12 protein-coding genes and 2 pseudogenes are annotated in these 13,936 nt (G+C 69.2%); 11 read left to right on the plus strand and 3 right to left on the minus strand.

Annotated features, from left to right (window positions below):
• Positions 1-57: 57 nt before the first annotated feature.
• Positions 58-633, minus strand: a pseudogene (locus IEW13_RS09750) (relaxase domain-containing protein); the annotation flags it as partial.
• Positions 634-932: 299 nt separating this feature from the next.
• Between IEW13_RS09750 and IEW13_RS17450 the strand changes: the two are divergent.
• Both IEW13_RS17450 and IEW13_RS17455 read left to right on the plus strand, forming a co-directional pair.
• Positions 933-1,277 (plus strand): annotated as a pseudogene (locus tag IEW13_RS17450) (DNA cytosine methyltransferase); the annotation flags it as partial.
• A gap of 79 nt (positions 1,278-1,356) precedes the next feature.
• Positions 1,357-1,911, plus strand: coding sequence for a hypothetical protein (locus IEW13_RS17455; protein ID WP_005049379.1), 555 nt, complete (start codon positions 1,357-1,359; stop codon positions 1,909-1,911).
• A 35-nt stretch (positions 1,912-1,946) separates the two neighbouring features.
• On the opposite strand, the gene IEW13_RS09760 is transcribed toward IEW13_RS17455, so the two are convergent.
• Both IEW13_RS09760 and IEW13_RS09765 read right to left on the minus strand, forming a co-directional pair.
• On the minus strand, positions 1,947-3,134 hold the full coding sequence (locus IEW13_RS09760) for an NAD(P)/FAD-dependent oxidoreductase (protein ID WP_005049378.1): 1,188 nt from the start codon (positions 3,132-3,134) through the stop codon (positions 1,947-1,949).
• On the minus strand, positions 3,131-3,787 hold the full coding sequence (locus IEW13_RS09765) for a TetR/AcrR family transcriptional regulator (RefSeq protein ID WP_005049377.1): 657 nt from the start codon (positions 3,785-3,787) through the stop codon (positions 3,131-3,133). The genes IEW13_RS09760 and IEW13_RS09765 overlap by 4 nt, the downstream gene beginning before the upstream one ends.
• 292 nt (positions 3,788-4,079) lie before the next feature.
• Here IEW13_RS09765 and IEW13_RS09770 point away from each other — a divergent pair, with 292 nt between their 5' ends.
• The 9 genes from IEW13_RS09770 (at position 4,080) to IEW13_RS09810 (ending at position 13,887) form a co-directional block, all read left to right on the plus strand.
• Positions 4,080-5,513 carry an MFS transporter gene (locus tag IEW13_RS09770; RefSeq protein ID WP_229745081.1) on the plus strand — a complete coding sequence of 478 codons (1,434 nt, stop codon included), beginning with the start codon at positions 4,080-4,082 and terminating at the stop codon, positions 5,511-5,513.
• Positions 5,514-5,579: 66 nt separating this feature from the next.
• Positions 5,580-5,792: a heavy-metal-associated domain-containing protein gene (locus IEW13_RS09775; protein WP_005049374.1), complete on the plus strand. Its 213-nt coding sequence runs from the start codon at positions 5,580-5,582 to the stop codon at positions 5,790-5,792.
• A 1-nt stretch (position 5,793) separates the two neighbouring features.
• Entirely contained in the window at positions 5,794-6,798 is a 1,005-nt protein-coding gene (locus tag IEW13_RS09780) for a DUF8832 domain-containing protein (RefSeq protein WP_005049373.1), read from the plus strand.
• Positions 6,788-9,115, plus strand: coding sequence for a heavy metal translocating P-type ATPase (locus IEW13_RS09785; RefSeq protein ID WP_188550753.1), 2,328 nt, complete (start codon positions 6,788-6,790; stop codon positions 9,113-9,115). Before IEW13_RS09780 ends, IEW13_RS09785 begins: the two co-directional genes overlap by 11 nt.
• A gap of 45 nt (positions 9,116-9,160) precedes the next feature.
• Positions 9,161-9,436: a hypothetical protein gene (locus IEW13_RS09790; protein WP_005055313.1), complete on the plus strand. Its 276-nt coding sequence runs from the start codon at positions 9,161-9,163 to the stop codon at positions 9,434-9,436.
• Positions 9,437-9,481: 45 nt separating this feature from the next.
• Positions 9,482-10,078 carry a YdhK family protein gene (locus tag IEW13_RS09795; RefSeq protein WP_188550754.1) on the plus strand — a complete coding sequence of 199 codons (597 nt, stop codon included), beginning with the start codon at positions 9,482-9,484 and terminating at the stop codon, positions 10,076-10,078.
• A 71-nt stretch (positions 10,079-10,149) separates the two neighbouring features.
• Complete coding sequence (locus IEW13_RS09800; protein ID WP_188550755.1) at positions 10,150-12,420, plus strand: heavy metal translocating P-type ATPase; 2,271 nt, start codon at positions 10,150-10,152, stop codon at positions 12,418-12,420.
• The gene (locus tag IEW13_RS09805; protein WP_005053926.1) at positions 12,417-12,734 is read left to right on the plus strand and encodes a metal-sensitive transcriptional regulator; all 318 of its coding nucleotides are present in this window, start codon (positions 12,417-12,419) and stop codon (positions 12,732-12,734) included. Before IEW13_RS09800 ends, IEW13_RS09805 begins: the two co-directional genes overlap by 4 nt.
• A 235-nt stretch (positions 12,735-12,969) precedes the next feature.
• Positions 12,970-13,887 (plus strand): AraC family transcriptional regulator, encoded by a 918-nt coding sequence (locus tag IEW13_RS09810; protein WP_188550756.1) that lies wholly within the window; start codon positions 12,970-12,972, stop codon positions 13,885-13,887.
• Positions 13,888-13,936: the final 49 nt, after the last annotated feature.

The following is a 13,936-nucleotide window of genomic DNA, read 5'->3' on the forward strand; positions in this document are numbered from 1 at the left end:
GGGAGCGGGCATGGTACACATCCTTCCAGGCCGCCCAGTGGGCAAGCCAGATCAGATGTCACCTATCGGTGCGGCAGTCCCGGTGGCTGCAACCTCACGCTCCATGAACGCAACCACCTCCGCAACCGCCCGATGATGCGCCTCACCGATCAGCGCCTGGGTGCCGGCGTCGGCGACCGCCCAGAGCGCGGAGGCGGACTTCGGGACGCTGAACGTAAAGTCGAATCCCGCCACGGCCCGGCGTCTGCCGCGCTCGGTCTCCTCGGCCTCGATCTGCGCGACCGCCTCACCCTTCGCACCCGGACTCAGGCCAGGGTCGAGGTCCGCGATACGGGCCTCGATCCGCTCCGGCACAGACCTGTATGCAGGGAACGCGTGCCCGAGCGGGTCACCGGTGATCGGGTCACGACCCATCCCCATCAAGAGCTGGAGCTGGGCCTCCGACACCCGATCTCCCATCGCGAGCTGACCCTTGCCGAGCGAGACGACACCGGACCCGAGCCATTGGCCCGGTGGTGTTCCCGCCTCCACGTAGTACCTCGTCAGAGGCGTCGACAGCCACCGATCACCATCGCCGGCCGCAACGGTGCGCAGCAGGTACTTGCAGCCGTCACCTGCCGACATCACGCGCATCGAAACCGTCACCGCGTTCACCGCCCTTCGGCGGTCAGGTGAGCAGACCTCGACCGCGCGAAGCGCCGTCAACTCTGGTTGACAAGCCTCGACCTGCAAGAGGCGTGGCAGCTCCGATGGGGGGCTGAGCGATAAGCGGACGGGGGCTGGTGTGACGGGCGGAAGCCTTGGTGCCTCGTCGTGACGTCAGCGAGGCGTCAGCGGCGGGTGAGCGGTGTCGCGCACCTGGCAGGTGATCAGCCCGGCGATGGGCTCCGTGAGGGGTTCGGGTCCGGGGTCGCCGAACTGCCGGAGCCCTCATGCACGCCCACACCCCTTCCGGGGACCGTCGTCTGCGGGTCGGGTCGCTGTTCTCCGGATACGGCGGCCTCGACCTGGCTGTCGAGCACGTCTTCGACGCCGAGACCATCTGGTTCTCCGAGATCAACGAACCCGTCGCCCGCGTCTTCGCCCATCACTGGCCCGACGCACCAAACCTGGGCGACGTCACCACCATCGACTGGAGCGACGTGCCGCCGGTGGACATCCTCTGCGGCGGCTTCCCTTGTCAGGACGTCTCGACCGTCGGCAAGCAGGCCGGCCTCGCGCCCGGCACACGCTCGGGACTCTGGTCGCACATGGCGACCGCGATCGAGGCACTGCAACCGGAGTTCGTGGTGATCGAGAACGTGCGCGGTCTGCTCTCCGCACCGGCAGTCCGCAACCTCCCGGAAGGAGCCCCCGATGACCGATGCAACCCCGACAACGCAACTCCCGGTGGCGATGCGACCGCAACCCTTCGCGAGGTGGAACCCGACCCGTGGGGTCTGGGAGACGAGCCAGCCCGACCTCTCCGGGCGTTTGGCGCCGTGGCTGGAGACCTGGCCGACCTGCGGCGCGATGCGCGATGGATCGGCCTACTGGCAGCCGCCATCGGCGCTCCCCACCAGCGGTTCCGCATCTTCGTCCTCGCCCACCACCCTGTTCCGGACCCCGCTGGCCTCGGACTCCTCCCGCGGCGGCGAGAGCCTGGAACAGGTCCGAGCCCGTCAGGGCACGATCGCACTGTCGCATCAGATCATCGACCTGGCCCTGCACGGACCGCATGGCTCACCGAGGCAGAACGCCGAGTCGGAGACGCTGTGGTCCCTGATCGGGGACATCTTCGCCGCTGGGGGCTGGGTCACCGATCCGGCTCACGGCCTCACCGATAACCAGCAGCTCGCTGCTCTCGGGAACGGAGTCCTTCCGCTGCAAGCCATAGGCGCACTCGACGCCCTCCATGCTGGACCGACCTGAAAGGGGGAGGAGAGTTTGTCGCTACAGCGTTCTGCTCACGATGGCACCGATGTCTGAGGATGCAGGTCAGACAGGCGTTCACGGACTTGGCCGACGGCGTCGATCCCGGTGAGCGCGACGAGGGCATCGCCGAGGTAGTGGCCGGCGAGCAGGGGTTCGCTGGAGAGGAGCCGTGTGCTGGTGGCGGGTGCCGGGTGGCCAGCTCCGGTGAGGGTGTGGCCGTGGATGCGTGCGGAGAAGGTGGAGGTCGGGAGGTAGGGGCCGGGGTCGTCGTCGTGGCCGAGGTCGTGGAGGAGTGCCCGGGCGGCGTGGGTGCCTTGGGCGGCGGAGTCGTCCCAGTGGTCGATTCGGTAGGAGGCATGGCCGGGATAGTGGTGCACCGCGACGCCTCCGGCGGCGTAGATGCGCTGGTCGGGGGCTTGCAGGGCTCGCAGCCGGCTGTCGACGGGGATGCCGTCGGGTCCGCTCCAGGGGGCTGGGGCGGCGGGCAGGGTGCCGTGGGCGAGGACGATGAGGTCGCCGTCGACCTGAGTGTCGTCGTCGAGGACGACGGTGATGCGGTCGGCGGCGGTGCGGATGGCGCGCGGGCTGCATCCGAGGTAGGCGGCGTGCTGGCGCCGGTGCAGGTCGAGCAGCTGCTGGGCGACGGCTTCGCCGAGAGCGCTGGCCCCTGGCAGTGCTGAGCGGGTGATGAGGGCGACGTCGTGCCCGGCGTCGGTGAGCAGGGACGCGGTCTCGGAGCCGAGGACGCCGCCGCCGAGCATGATCACTCGCGCCCGATGGTTGGCGATGCGGTCGCGGACCCGGACGGCGTCGGCGAGGGAGTGCAGCGTGGTGAGGCGTCCGGTGGCGATGGCTTGGTCGCGGCCGATGACGTCCTCGTCCAGGTGGCGGGGCCGGCTGCCGCTGGCGATGATCAGCGCGTCGAAGGTCTCGCTCCGGCCGGAGTCGAGGTGAACCCGTCGGGCGCGGGGCTCGATGCCGCGCACGGTGTCGGCGGTGAGTCGGACACCGGTCTCGGGCAGGGCGGTCTGGTGCGGTTCGAGCAGCCCGATCGCGACACCCTTGTTGACCAGGGTCCGGTTGTGGGGCTGTTCGCCGGTCCGGGCGAACAGCTCGACGTCGACCTCGATACCGCTGTCGGCGATGCGCGTGCGCAGGGCCGTGGTGGCGGCGGTCCCGGCGGCACCGGCACCGACGACGGCGACCGTGCGGGTGCTCATCGCGGGTCTGTCTCGCCGGTGACGGTGAACGCCGGGATCAGGATCGCCTCGATGAACCAGGGCGCGTCGTCGGGGTCGAGGCGTCCGACCCGGACCTCTTCTGCGGCGCCGTTCATCACGACGTGGGTGGTGGTGAGCAGCCAGGTCACCGGCAAGTCGCTGCGGAAGGCACCCTCGCGCTGACCGCGCAGCAGCAGGCCCCGCATGCGGGCCTCGGCCTTCTCGTGCATCTCGCGGATGCGCGCGGCGGGCAGCTCCTTCTGCGCGGCCGCGAGCAGGGCACGGGACTGATCGACCAGCACCCAGCTGGAGGCGACCAGTCCTCGGAACGCCTCGGTCGCCTCTCCGTCGAGGGGTACCTCGCGCAGCACCTCCTCGCCGCGCTCGATGCTCTCGGCCAGGGCGGCGTCGATCAGCTCGGCCCGGTTCTGGAAGTGCCCGTACAGCGTCATCCGGCCCACGCCGGCCTCGGCGGCGATGTCGGCGACCGAGGCGTCGGGGTTCTTGCGGATCGCGGTTACGGTCGCGGCCAACATCTTGGCCCGGTTCCGCTGCGCGTCCGCCCGCTGATTCGCCGCCCGACCCCCTGACGTCGGCCCGGACGCCGGTGCCCGCCGTGTGCCGCTGGCCTGGGTGCCCTTCTTGGTCGGCATGCTCCACCTCACAACTCGTATCGGAATGTATGAGATAGTGTAGCCGTTACATCCTGTACACCGATGCACGAGTTTTGGTGTGGTCACCAGTCCCGGTGGCAAGGAAGGGACGCGAGAGGAGCGGCACGACCATGAGACCGACACGCACACGCGCCGGAGGTGCGACATGAGCGGCGCACACAGTCAGGCGCCCAAGGCCGGCGCGAAGCAGTGGTGGGGTCTGGCGGTCCTGGTGACCCCCTCGACGCTGCTGTTCATGATGCTGACGATCCTGTTCCTGGCCGCGCCGAACATGGCTGCGGACCTGAACCCGTCGAGCACGCAGCTGCTGTGGATCCTGGACATCTACGGGTTCGTGATGGCCGGGTTCCTGGTCGCGATGGGCGTGCTGGGCGATCGGGTGGGCAAGCGCCTACTGATGGTCCTCGGCGCGATCCTGTTCGCCGCGGTGTCGATCGCGGCGTCGCTGACCACGATCCCGGAGCTGATGATCGTCTGGCGCGCGATCCTGGGGCTGGCGGCGGCGATGATGATCCCGGCCACGCTGGGGCTGATCTTCGTGCTCTTCGCCGACGCGAAGCAGCGCGGGATGGCGATCGGGGTGTGGGCCGGCGGCATCTCCGCCGGTGTCGCGCTCGGTCCGTTGCTGTCCGGGCTGCTGCTGGAGGGCTTCGGGTGGCAGGCCGCCTTCCTGGTCGCGGTGCCGATCATGGCCCTGGTGGCGATCGGCGCGCCGCTGCTGCTGCCCGAGCACAAGGACCCGACCGCGCGGATCGACCTGTTCAGCGCCCTGCTGCTGGTCGGCGGGCTACTGGCGATCATCTACAGCATCAAGCGCTTCGCCGCCCAGGAGCCGGCCGGCCCCTCGATCGGCCTGCTCGTCGCCGGCGTGCTGATCGGCATGTGGTTCGTGATCCGGCAGCTGCGCGCGGAGCGGCCCCTGCTGGACGTGCGGCTGTTCGCCAACCGCACCGTGTCCGGGGCGCTGGCGGTGTTCCTGCTGTCGGCCGCAGCGCTCGGCGGGGTGTACTCGCTGTTCACCCAGTACCTCCAGCAGGTCCAGGATCTCTCGCCGCTGCAGGCGGGCCTGTCGATCCTGCCGGCGGCCGCGGTGCTGATCGTCGTCTCGACGCTCTCTCCGGTGTTCGCGCGGAAGTTCCGGCCCGGGAACGTGATCGCGATCGGCCTGCTCACCCAGGTCGTGGGCTACCTGCTGTTCACCCAGCTCGACGCGGACACCGGCCTGGCGCTGGTGATCGCGAGCTTCGTGATCACCTACCCCGGCGTCGCCCCCTCGATGGCGCTGACCACCGACCTGGTGGTCAGCTCGGTGCCTCCGGAGAAGGCCGGCGGCGCCTCGGGTCTGGCGACCACCGCGAACGATCTGGGCATCTCGCTCGGCGTCGCGGTCATCGGCAGCGTCGGGATCGCCGCCTACCGCAGCAACATCGAGAGCACGCTGCCCGACGGCCTGCCGCCGGAGGCCGCCGCAGCGGCCTCCGACAGCATCGACGGTGCGTTGCTCTCAGCCGCCGAGCTCCCCGGAGCACTCGGCCAGCAGCTCGTCGACGCAGCACAAGACGCGTTCTCCGGTGGCCTCAACACCGCCGCGATCGTCTCCGCCGCCATCGCCGGCGTGGCCGCGATCATCTCCGCCACCCGACTGCGCCACCTGCGCCCCACCGGCGAGACGCAGCCGGCCTCGGCGGAAGTAGACGCCGATTGATTGATACCCCTATGGGGTATACAGTCAAGACATCCAAGTCGTACATAAGTGAAGGAGTTCAGCATCATGGCAACCACGACCGAGTACCAGGTGACCGGGATGACCTGCGGACACTGCGAGGGATCGGTGCGAGCCGAGGTCTCGCAGGTCCCGGGCGTCACCGGGATCGAGGTCAGCGCCCAGACCGGGCAGCTGGCCGTGACCAGTGAGCAGCCGGTCGACGACGCCGCGGTGCTCGCGGCCGTCGACGAGGCCGGCTACGCCGCGGTCAGGAGCTGAGATGAAGGCGCCTGCGCGGCTCGGCCTGTACGGCGCCGGGCTGGTGACCGTGTTCGCCGTGGCGTTCGCCACGGCGGGCGCGGTCGTCCCCGAGAGCGCCGTGCAGGCATGGGCAGAGGACAGCGGCGAGCACGCCGCCCACAACGACGGGGAAGGAGAGGACATGAATGGGCAGGGCGGACACGCCGGCCACGACGCGGCCGCGTCGTCGCTGGGGCTGGGCGTGGCGCAGGACGGCTACCAGCTCACCGACCTGGGCGCCCCGAGTGCGATCGGCGCCGACGGTGAGCTGTCGCTGACGATCACCGGGCCTGACGGCCAGGCGGTGACCGACTTCGAGACTGAGCACGAGAAGGAGCTGCACCTGATCGTCGTGCGCGCCGACGGGCAGCAGTTCCGCCACGTGCACCCCGAGATGGACGCAGGCGGCACCTGGTCGATCCCGTGGCAGTGGGACGCGGCCGGCAGCTACCGGGTGTTCGCCGACTTCGTCCCTGCCGAGACCGGTGAGGGCATCACGCTCTCGACCACGGTGCAGGTGCCCGGCGACTACGCGACCGTGGCGGCCGAGCCGACCGCGGAGACCACCGTAGACGGGTTCGACGTCGCGGTGGCCGGTGACCTGGTCGCGGGCGAGTCCTCGGCGCTGACCATGACCATCACCCGCGACGGGCAACCGGTCACGACGCTGGAGCCGTACCTGGGCGCGTTCGGGCACCTGGTCGCGCTGCGCGACGGGGACCTGGCCTACCTGCACGTCCACCCCCACGGCGACGCACCTGCCGCCGGGCAGACGTCGGGACCGGAGATCGTGTTCGAGGCCACCGCCCCCACGCCGGGCCGCTACCTGCTGTTCCTGGACTTCCAGGTCGACGGGCAGGTGCACACCGCGCCGCTGGTGATCGATACCAGCGGCACCAGCAGCGGCGGCGGCAGTGATGGCGGCTCGACGAGCACCGGCGACGGGCAGGGCGAGCACGAGGAAGGAGAGGACCATGAGCACTGACCAGTCCACCGGTACCAACCTGGCCGGCGTCGAACTGCAGATCGGCGGCATGACCTGCGCGTCGTGCGCGAACCGGATCGAGAAGAAGCTGAACAAGCTCGACGGCATCACCGCGAGCGTGAACTACGCCACCGAGAAGGCCAGCGTCACCGCCCCTGCAGGCTATGACCCGCAGCTGCTGATCGCGGAAGTCGAGAAGACCGGCTACACCGCCGAGCTCCCCACCCCCAAGGGCGCCGCCGCGCCCGGCGACGGGAACGAGGGCGAGTCCCGTGAGGACGCCGAGCTGCGCGCCCTGCGCCAGCGACTCATCGGCTCAGCCGTACTCGCGGTCCCGGTGATCGCGATGGCGATGATCCCGGCGCTGCAGTTCGACTACTGGGGCTTCGCCTCCCTGGCCCTGGCCGCTCCCGTGGTGATCTGGGCCGGGTGGCCGTTCCACAAGGCCGCCTGGATGAACCTCAAGCACGGCGCCGCCACGATGGACACCCTCATCTCCGTGGGCACGAGCGCGGCGATGATCTGGTCGATCATCGCGCTGTTCTTCGGCACCGCCGGCGACCGCGGCGTGGTCCACCCGTTCGAGCTGACCATCTCCCGCTCCGACGGCCTCGGGCACATCTACCTGGAGGTCGCCGCCGGGGTGATCACGTTCATCCTGCTGGGTCGCTACTTCGAGAAGCGCTCCAAGCGCCGCGCCGGAGCCGCCCTGCGTGCCCTGCTCGAACTCGGCGCGAAAGAGGTCTCCGTCCTGCGGAACGGCACAGAAGAACGGATCTCCATCGAGGAGCTGAGCGTCGGGGACGAGTTCGTGGTCCGGCCCGGCGAGAAGATCGCCACCGATGGCGTCATCGTCTCCGGCAGTTCCGCGATCGACGCGTCGATGCTCACCGGCGAATCCGTGCCGGTCGAGGTCGGCGAGGGTGACACGGTGACCGGAGCGACCGTGAACGCCGGCGGACGTCTCGTCGTCAAGGCGACCCGGGTCGGTTCGGATACCCAGCTGGCGCAGATGGCCAGGCTTGTTGAGGACGCCCAGTCGGGCAAGGCTGAGATCCAACGCCTCGCCGACCGGGTCTCCGGGGTGTTCGTGCCGATCGCGATCGCCATCGCCGTCGCCACGCTCGGTGCGTGGATCGGCGCAGGATTCCCGCTCTCGGCCGGGTTCACCGCGGCGGTCGCGGTGCTGATCATCGCCTGCCCCTGCGCCCTAGGCCTGGCCACCCCGACGGCGCTGCTGGTCGGCACAGGCCGCGGCGCGCAGATGGGCGTGCTCATCAAGGGCCCGGAGGTGCTGGAGTCCACCAAGCGCGTCGACACGATCGTGCTGGACAAGACCGGCACCGTCACCACCGGCAAGATGACCCTCACCGACGTGATCCCCGCCGACGGCACCGACCGGGCTGAGCTGCTGCGCCTGGCAGGGGGCCTGGAGGACTACTCCGAGCACCCCATCGCCCAAGCCATCGCCACCGGAGCCACCGCCGAGGTCGGCGACCTGCCCACCCCGGAGTCGTTCGAGAACGTCGAGGGCAAGGGCGTTCAGGGCGTCGTCGACGGTCACGCCGTGCTCGCCGGACGCGAGTCGCTGCTGGCCGAGTGGTCCCAGCACCTCGACGACGACCTCAAGACCGCCAAGCAGGCCGCCGAGGCCGAGGGCAAGACCGCGATCACGGTCGGCTGGGACGGTGCCGCACGTGGCGTGCTCGTGGTCTCCGACCAGATCAAGCCCACCTCCGCCGAAGCGATCCGCCAGTTCACCGAGCTGGGACTGACGCCGGTGCTGCTGACCGGCGACAACCAGGCCGTGGCCGAGCAGGTCGCCGCCGAGGTCGGCATCACGGAAGTGATCGCCGAGGTGCTCCCGAAGGACAAGGTCGACGTCGTCGCCCGCCTCCAGGACGAGGGCAAGGTCGTCGCGATGGTCGGTGACGGCGTCAACGACGCCCCGGCCCTGGCCCAGGCCGACCTCGGCCTGGCCATGGGCACCGGCACCGATGTGGCGATCGAAGCCGCCGACATCACCCTGGTCCGCGGCGACCTGCGCGCCGCAGCCGACGCCATCCGGCTCGCCCGCCGCACCCTGCGCACCATCAAGACGAACCTGTTCTGGGCCTTCGCCTACAACACCGCCGCCATCCCGCTGGCCGCGTTCGGACTGCTCAACCCGATGCTCGCCGGGGCGGCGATGGCCCTGTCCAGCGTGTTCGTCGTCTCCAACAGCCTCAGGCTGCGCACATTCAAGGCCAAGACCGACGACCAGACCGCGCCCCCCGGCGGTGCTCCTGCACCGGCACGCGAACCCGTGAACGCCTGAACCATCCTCTCCATTGTCATCACCACTACCGAAAGGACACCTCCGATGACCGCACACGACCACCACCACACCGACACCGGGAGCACCGCCGCGTCCGGAAGTGGATGCAGCGGCCACGGCCCCAGCGCCGAGGCCATCGCCCAGACGCCCGCGGCCGAGATGGCCGAGTGCCCGGTCATGGTCGGCACCCCGGTCGTCAAGGCCGAAGCGGAAGCCGCCGGCCTGGTCCGCGACCACAACGGGCAGCGGTACTGGCTGTGCTGCGCGTCCTGCGGGCCCCTGTTCGATGCCGATCCGGACCGCTACGCGAACGCCGCCTGAGGCCGAGACACAGCCAGCGGCGCTTGGTCGCAAGGAAGGACACACATGATGACACGACACACTGACCAGCTCCCGGCCAGGCGTCTGGGTGCCATCGTTGGCGCCGGGCTGCTGAGCGTCGCCGTTCTGCTCACCGGCTGTGCCGCTGAGGACACCGACGAGGATCCGCCCGCAGGCGCCTCGCAGGATCATGGCGAGCATGGCGGGATGGATCACCCGGCCGACGGCGGCCCGGTACCCGAGGGGATGACCGAGGCCACAGACCCCACCTACCCGGTCGGCACCGAGGTCACCCTGACCGCGGACCACATGGCGGGCATGGACGGGGCGGCGGCGACGATCGTGGGCGCTTACGACACCTACACCTACGCGGTCGACTACACCCCCACCACCGGCGGCGACCCCATCACCGATCATCGCTGGGTCGTCCAGGAAGAAGTCGCCGACGCCGGCGACGAGCGTCTGCCCGACGGCAGCGAGGTCACCCTTGCCGCCGCGCACATGGAGGGCATGGACGGGGCGAGGGCCACGATCGTCTCCTCGACCGAGGAGACCGTCTACGTCGTCGACGTCGAAGCCGGCGGCATGACCATGACCAACCACAAGTGGGTCGTCGAGAGCGAGATACAGCCCGCGCCCTGAGACGCGGCGGCCACGCCACCAGCGCCGCTACCAGGGGCGCCACGAAGCGGCGACACATCGGAGAGACGAACATGAACGAACACACCACCCACCACGGCGAGGACCACACCGGCCACGCCCCAGCCACGCAGGGCCAGGCGGAACACGCTGACCATCACGAGCACGCCCCGGACGCCGAACACCAGCACCGCGGTCACCACACCGGCCACGACGATCACGCGGGTCACCGCGGCGCCGCGGGGGCACCTCACGGTCACGACCACCACGGTGGCCATGGTGGCCATGCGGGTCACGGTGATCACGTCGGGCAGTTCCGGCGGCTGTTCTGGATCATGCTCGCCTTGGCGGTGCCGGTGGTCGGGTTCAATGAGATGTTCGCCCATCTGCTCGGCTATCACCTCCCCGACGCCGAGTGGGTGTGGTGGGTCTCGCCCGTGCTCGGCACCGTCATCTACGCCTGGGGCGGCTGGCCGTTCCTGACCGGTGCCCTCTCGGAGGTCCGCTCCCGAAAACCGGGCATGATGCTGCTGATCGGGCTGGCGATCACGGTCGCCTTCGTCGCCTCCTGGGGCGCCACGCTGCACCTGATCGACCACGAGTTGAACTTCTGGTGGGAACTGGCCCTGCTAGTGGTCATCATGCTGCTCGGTCACTGGATCGAGATGCGCTCCCTGGCCCAGACCACCTCCGCCCTGGATTCCCTGGCCGCGCTGCTGCCCGATGAGGCCGAGAAGATCGACGGCGGCCAGGTCGTGAAGGTCGCCCCCGCCGATCTCGCGGTCGGCGATCTCGTCATCGTGCGCCCCGGATCGGCAGTGCCCGCCGATGGACGGATCGTCGACGGGTCGGCCTCGATGGACGAGTCGATGGTCACCGGGGAGTCCAAGACCGTGCGCCGTCAGGTGGGTGACTCGGTGGTCGCCGGCACTGTTGCGACCGACTCGGGACTGCGGGTCGAGGTCACCGCGACCGGTGAGGACACCGCGCTGGCGGGAATTCAGAAGCTGGTCTCCGATGCGCAGGCATCCTCCTCCCGCGCGCAGCGGATCGCAGATGTCGCCGCGGCGTGGCTGTTCTGGTTCGCGCTCGGCGCGGCCGCGATCACCGCCGTGGTCTGGTCCGTCCTCGGCCTGCCCGACACCGCGGTGGTGCGCACCATCACCGTGCTGGTCATCGCCTGCCCCCACGCGCTGGGCCTGGCGATCCCGCTGGTGGTCTCCATCGCCACCGAACGCGCCGCCCGCGGCGGAGTACTCATCAAGGACCGCCTCGCGCTGGAGTCGATGCGCACGGTCGATGCGGTGCTGTTCGACAAGACCGGCACCCTCACCAAGGGCGAGCCCACCGTCACCGGCATCGAACCGGTCGGCGGCCGGACCGACGACGAGGTGCTGGCGTTGGCCGCCGCAGCAGAGGCCGATAGCGAGCATCCGCTCGCCCGTGCCATCATCGGGGCCGCGAAGGAACGCAACCTCGACGTCCCATCAGCTCGTGACTTCTCCTCTTCCCCGGCCGTGGGAGTGAAAGCGACCGTGGGCGGCACGGTGGTCGAGGTCGGGGGTCCCTACCTGCTCGAACAGCGCCACCTCGGCGAGCTGCCGGTGGCCGAGCAGTGGCGATCCGAGGGGGCGATCATCCTGCATGTCCTCGCCGACGGCGAGGTCATCGGCGCCCTGCGGCTGGCCGATGAGATCCGCCCGGAGTCCAGGGACGCTGTCGATGCGCTCCACGCTGCCGGCGCGCAGGTCGTGATGATCACCGGCGATGCCCAGGCCGTCGCCGACACCGTCGCTGCCGAGCTCGGCATCGACCGGGTCTTCGCCGGAGTCCGGCCCGAGGACAAGGCCGCCAAGGTCGCCGAACTCCAGGGTGAGGGGCGCAAGGTCGCGATGGTCGGTGACGGCGTCAACGACGCCCCGGCCCTCGCCCAAGCCGATGTCGGCATCGCGATTGGCGCCGGCACCGATGTCGCGATCGGCTCGGCCGGGGTCATCCTCGCCTCTTCCGACCCGCGTTCGGTGCTCTCGGTCATTGACCTCTCCCGCGCCAGCTACCGCAAGATGAAGCAGAACCTGTGGTGGGCAGCCGGCTACAACCTCATCTCCGTACCCCTGGCCGCCGGCGTCCTGGCGCCGATCGGATTCGTGCTGCCGATGAGCATCGGCGCAATCCTGATGTCGGCCTCTACCGTCGTCGTCGCGCTCAACGCTCAGCTGCTGCGCCGCCTCGACCTCCGGCCTGAGACAAGCACCGGCACGTTCCTAAACCGCACCGTGCCGAACCACCCAACCAGCGCTGATCGGGGCACCACCGAGATCAGAAAGGACACAGTCTCGCCATGACAAGCGCAGCCCCAACACCACAGGCTCCTGCCGGGCACGGCTACATCAGCGACAAAGACCGCTACCTCGCCCGCCTCAAGCGCATCGAAGGTCAGGCCCGCGGCATCCACCGCATGATCGACGAGAACACGTACTGCATCGACATCCTCACCCAGATCAGCGCCGCCACCGCAGCACTGGAGAACGTCGCTTTGGGCCTGCTCGAGGACCACCTCAAACACTGCGTCGCATCCGCGATCCACGACGGCGACACAAGCGCCGAGGCGAAGATCAAGGAAGCCTCCGATGCGATCGCTCGTCTTGTGAAGTCGTAGGGCCTGCGATGCTGACCCTCCTAATGCGCGCCGTCACCTCGGCCGTCGCGATCCGCGAGATCGACGTCTCCGTCCAACGCTGCTGTCAGGCAATGCGCTGGCGCGTCACCGTGCGCCTTACCCGCGAAACGAGTGGCCCGTGAGCGACGTCGTCCCAGGTCGAACTGGTCATTGTCACCCACGATCCGCGGAAAGACGCTGCCCGGTCGCATGCGGGTGACCGTGGCCTGAGTAGATGCGGCGCGACACCGAGAACCTGGCCGGACCGGTCCTTGCTCGTAGCCGGAGCATCTACACACCGATCCCGCCTGTGGCCTATGACTGGGTGAAGCTGATCTTCGTCCGTCATGGGTCGGCAATCCTGCTGAGCGAGTTCGGTGAGAAGCCCGTCTCTATCGGTGACGTCGTGGCACTCGGCGCGAACACTCTCTGCGGGATTGAGCCAGAGGGCTCCATTACGGTCACCACGCTCTATCTCGATCGCGATTACGTCATCGACCAAGTGTTCTGGCAACACACACCCATGTTGACCGACAGATTTCATGCGCGAGACTTCGCTGAGGAGCTGTACTCCGAGCCCGCGCAGATACTCCGTCTCGGCGAGAACCGCGCAGGGATGCTCATGCCATGGCTCGACGAGCTGGCCACCCTCAGTCTCGACGGCCAGTCGCCGGAATACTTCTACCGAATGCAAGCGCTGCTGTTCGCCGTGCTTGACGTGGTCATGCCTTACGTAAAGACCACCCTCGTGCGTCGGTCAGCAACCCAGCGCAAGACCACCCATCCCGGACCACTACGGCTGCGGCCGTGCGCACCGTTGCGGGGCGAGGCGCGTGAGGTGGCAGAACTTCTGCGTAGAGTGCCGGCGCGAAGGTGGACGCTCGGTGCCCTCGCTGAGACCGTGCACCTGTCCCCATCCCAGCTTGGCCGAGTGTTCGTCGACGCCTACGGCAAGTCACCAATGGCGTACCTGATGACCGTGCGCGCCGAGCAGCTTGCCCGACTGCTTCGGGAAACCGACCTGCCGATCGAAGCCGCAATGCGTGAGGTTGGCTGGAACAGCCGCGGCCATGCCGCTCGACTGTTCCGCCAAGCAGTCGGAGTCACACCGGCCCGTTACCGCGAGCTGGCACAGCAAAAAATTGCAGCCTGAGTAGCGCCCGGCGATACAGATCGCCGCATTCGCGATACACACATCTGCA

It is taken from the genome of Sediminivirga luteola (genome assembly GCF_014639315.1).
GTDB classification, from domain to species: Bacteria; Actinomycetota; Actinomycetes; order Actinomycetales; family Brevibacteriaceae; genus Sediminivirga; species Sediminivirga luteola.

What these genes read in the sequence shown, in the direction of transcription:
- IEW13_RS17455 (WP_005049379.1), top strand. Translation starts at nt 1,357, where the DNA reads ATGACCGATGCAACCCCGACAACGCAACTCCCGGTGGCGATGCGACCG.
- IEW13_RS09760 (WP_005049378.1), bottom strand. Translation starts at nt 3,134, where the DNA reads ATGAGCACCCGCACGGTCGCCGTCGTCGGTGCCGGTGCCGCCGGGACC.
- IEW13_RS09765 (WP_005049377.1), bottom strand. Translation starts at nt 3,787, where the DNA reads ATGCCGACCAAGAAGGGCACCCAGGCCAGCGGCACACGGCGGGCACCG.
- IEW13_RS09770 (WP_229745081.1), top strand. Translation starts at nt 4,080, where the DNA reads ATGGCTGCGGACCTGAACCCGTCGAGCACGCAGCTGCTGTGGATCCTG.
- IEW13_RS09775 (WP_005049374.1), top strand. Translation starts at nt 5,580, where the DNA reads ATGGCAACCACGACCGAGTACCAGGTGACCGGGATGACCTGCGGACAC.
- IEW13_RS09780 (WP_005049373.1), top strand. Translation starts at nt 5,794, where the DNA reads ATGAAGGCGCCTGCGCGGCTCGGCCTGTACGGCGCCGGGCTGGTGACC.
- IEW13_RS09785 (WP_188550753.1), top strand. Translation starts at nt 6,788, where the DNA reads ATGAGCACTGACCAGTCCACCGGTACCAACCTGGCCGGCGTCGAACTG.
- IEW13_RS09790 (WP_005055313.1), top strand. Translation starts at nt 9,161, where the DNA reads ATGACCGCACACGACCACCACCACACCGACACCGGGAGCACCGCCGCG.
- IEW13_RS09795 (WP_188550754.1), top strand. Translation starts at nt 9,482, where the DNA reads ATGATGACACGACACACTGACCAGCTCCCGGCCAGGCGTCTGGGTGCC.
- IEW13_RS09800 (WP_188550755.1), top strand. Translation starts at nt 10,150, where the DNA reads ATGAACGAACACACCACCCACCACGGCGAGGACCACACCGGCCACGCC.
- IEW13_RS09805 (WP_005053926.1), top strand. Translation starts at nt 12,417, where the DNA reads ATGACAAGCGCAGCCCCAACACCACAGGCTCCTGCCGGGCACGGCTAC.
- IEW13_RS09810 (WP_188550756.1), top strand. Translation starts at nt 12,970, where the DNA reads ATGCGGCGCGACACCGAGAACCTGGCCGGACCGGTCCTTGCTCGTAGC.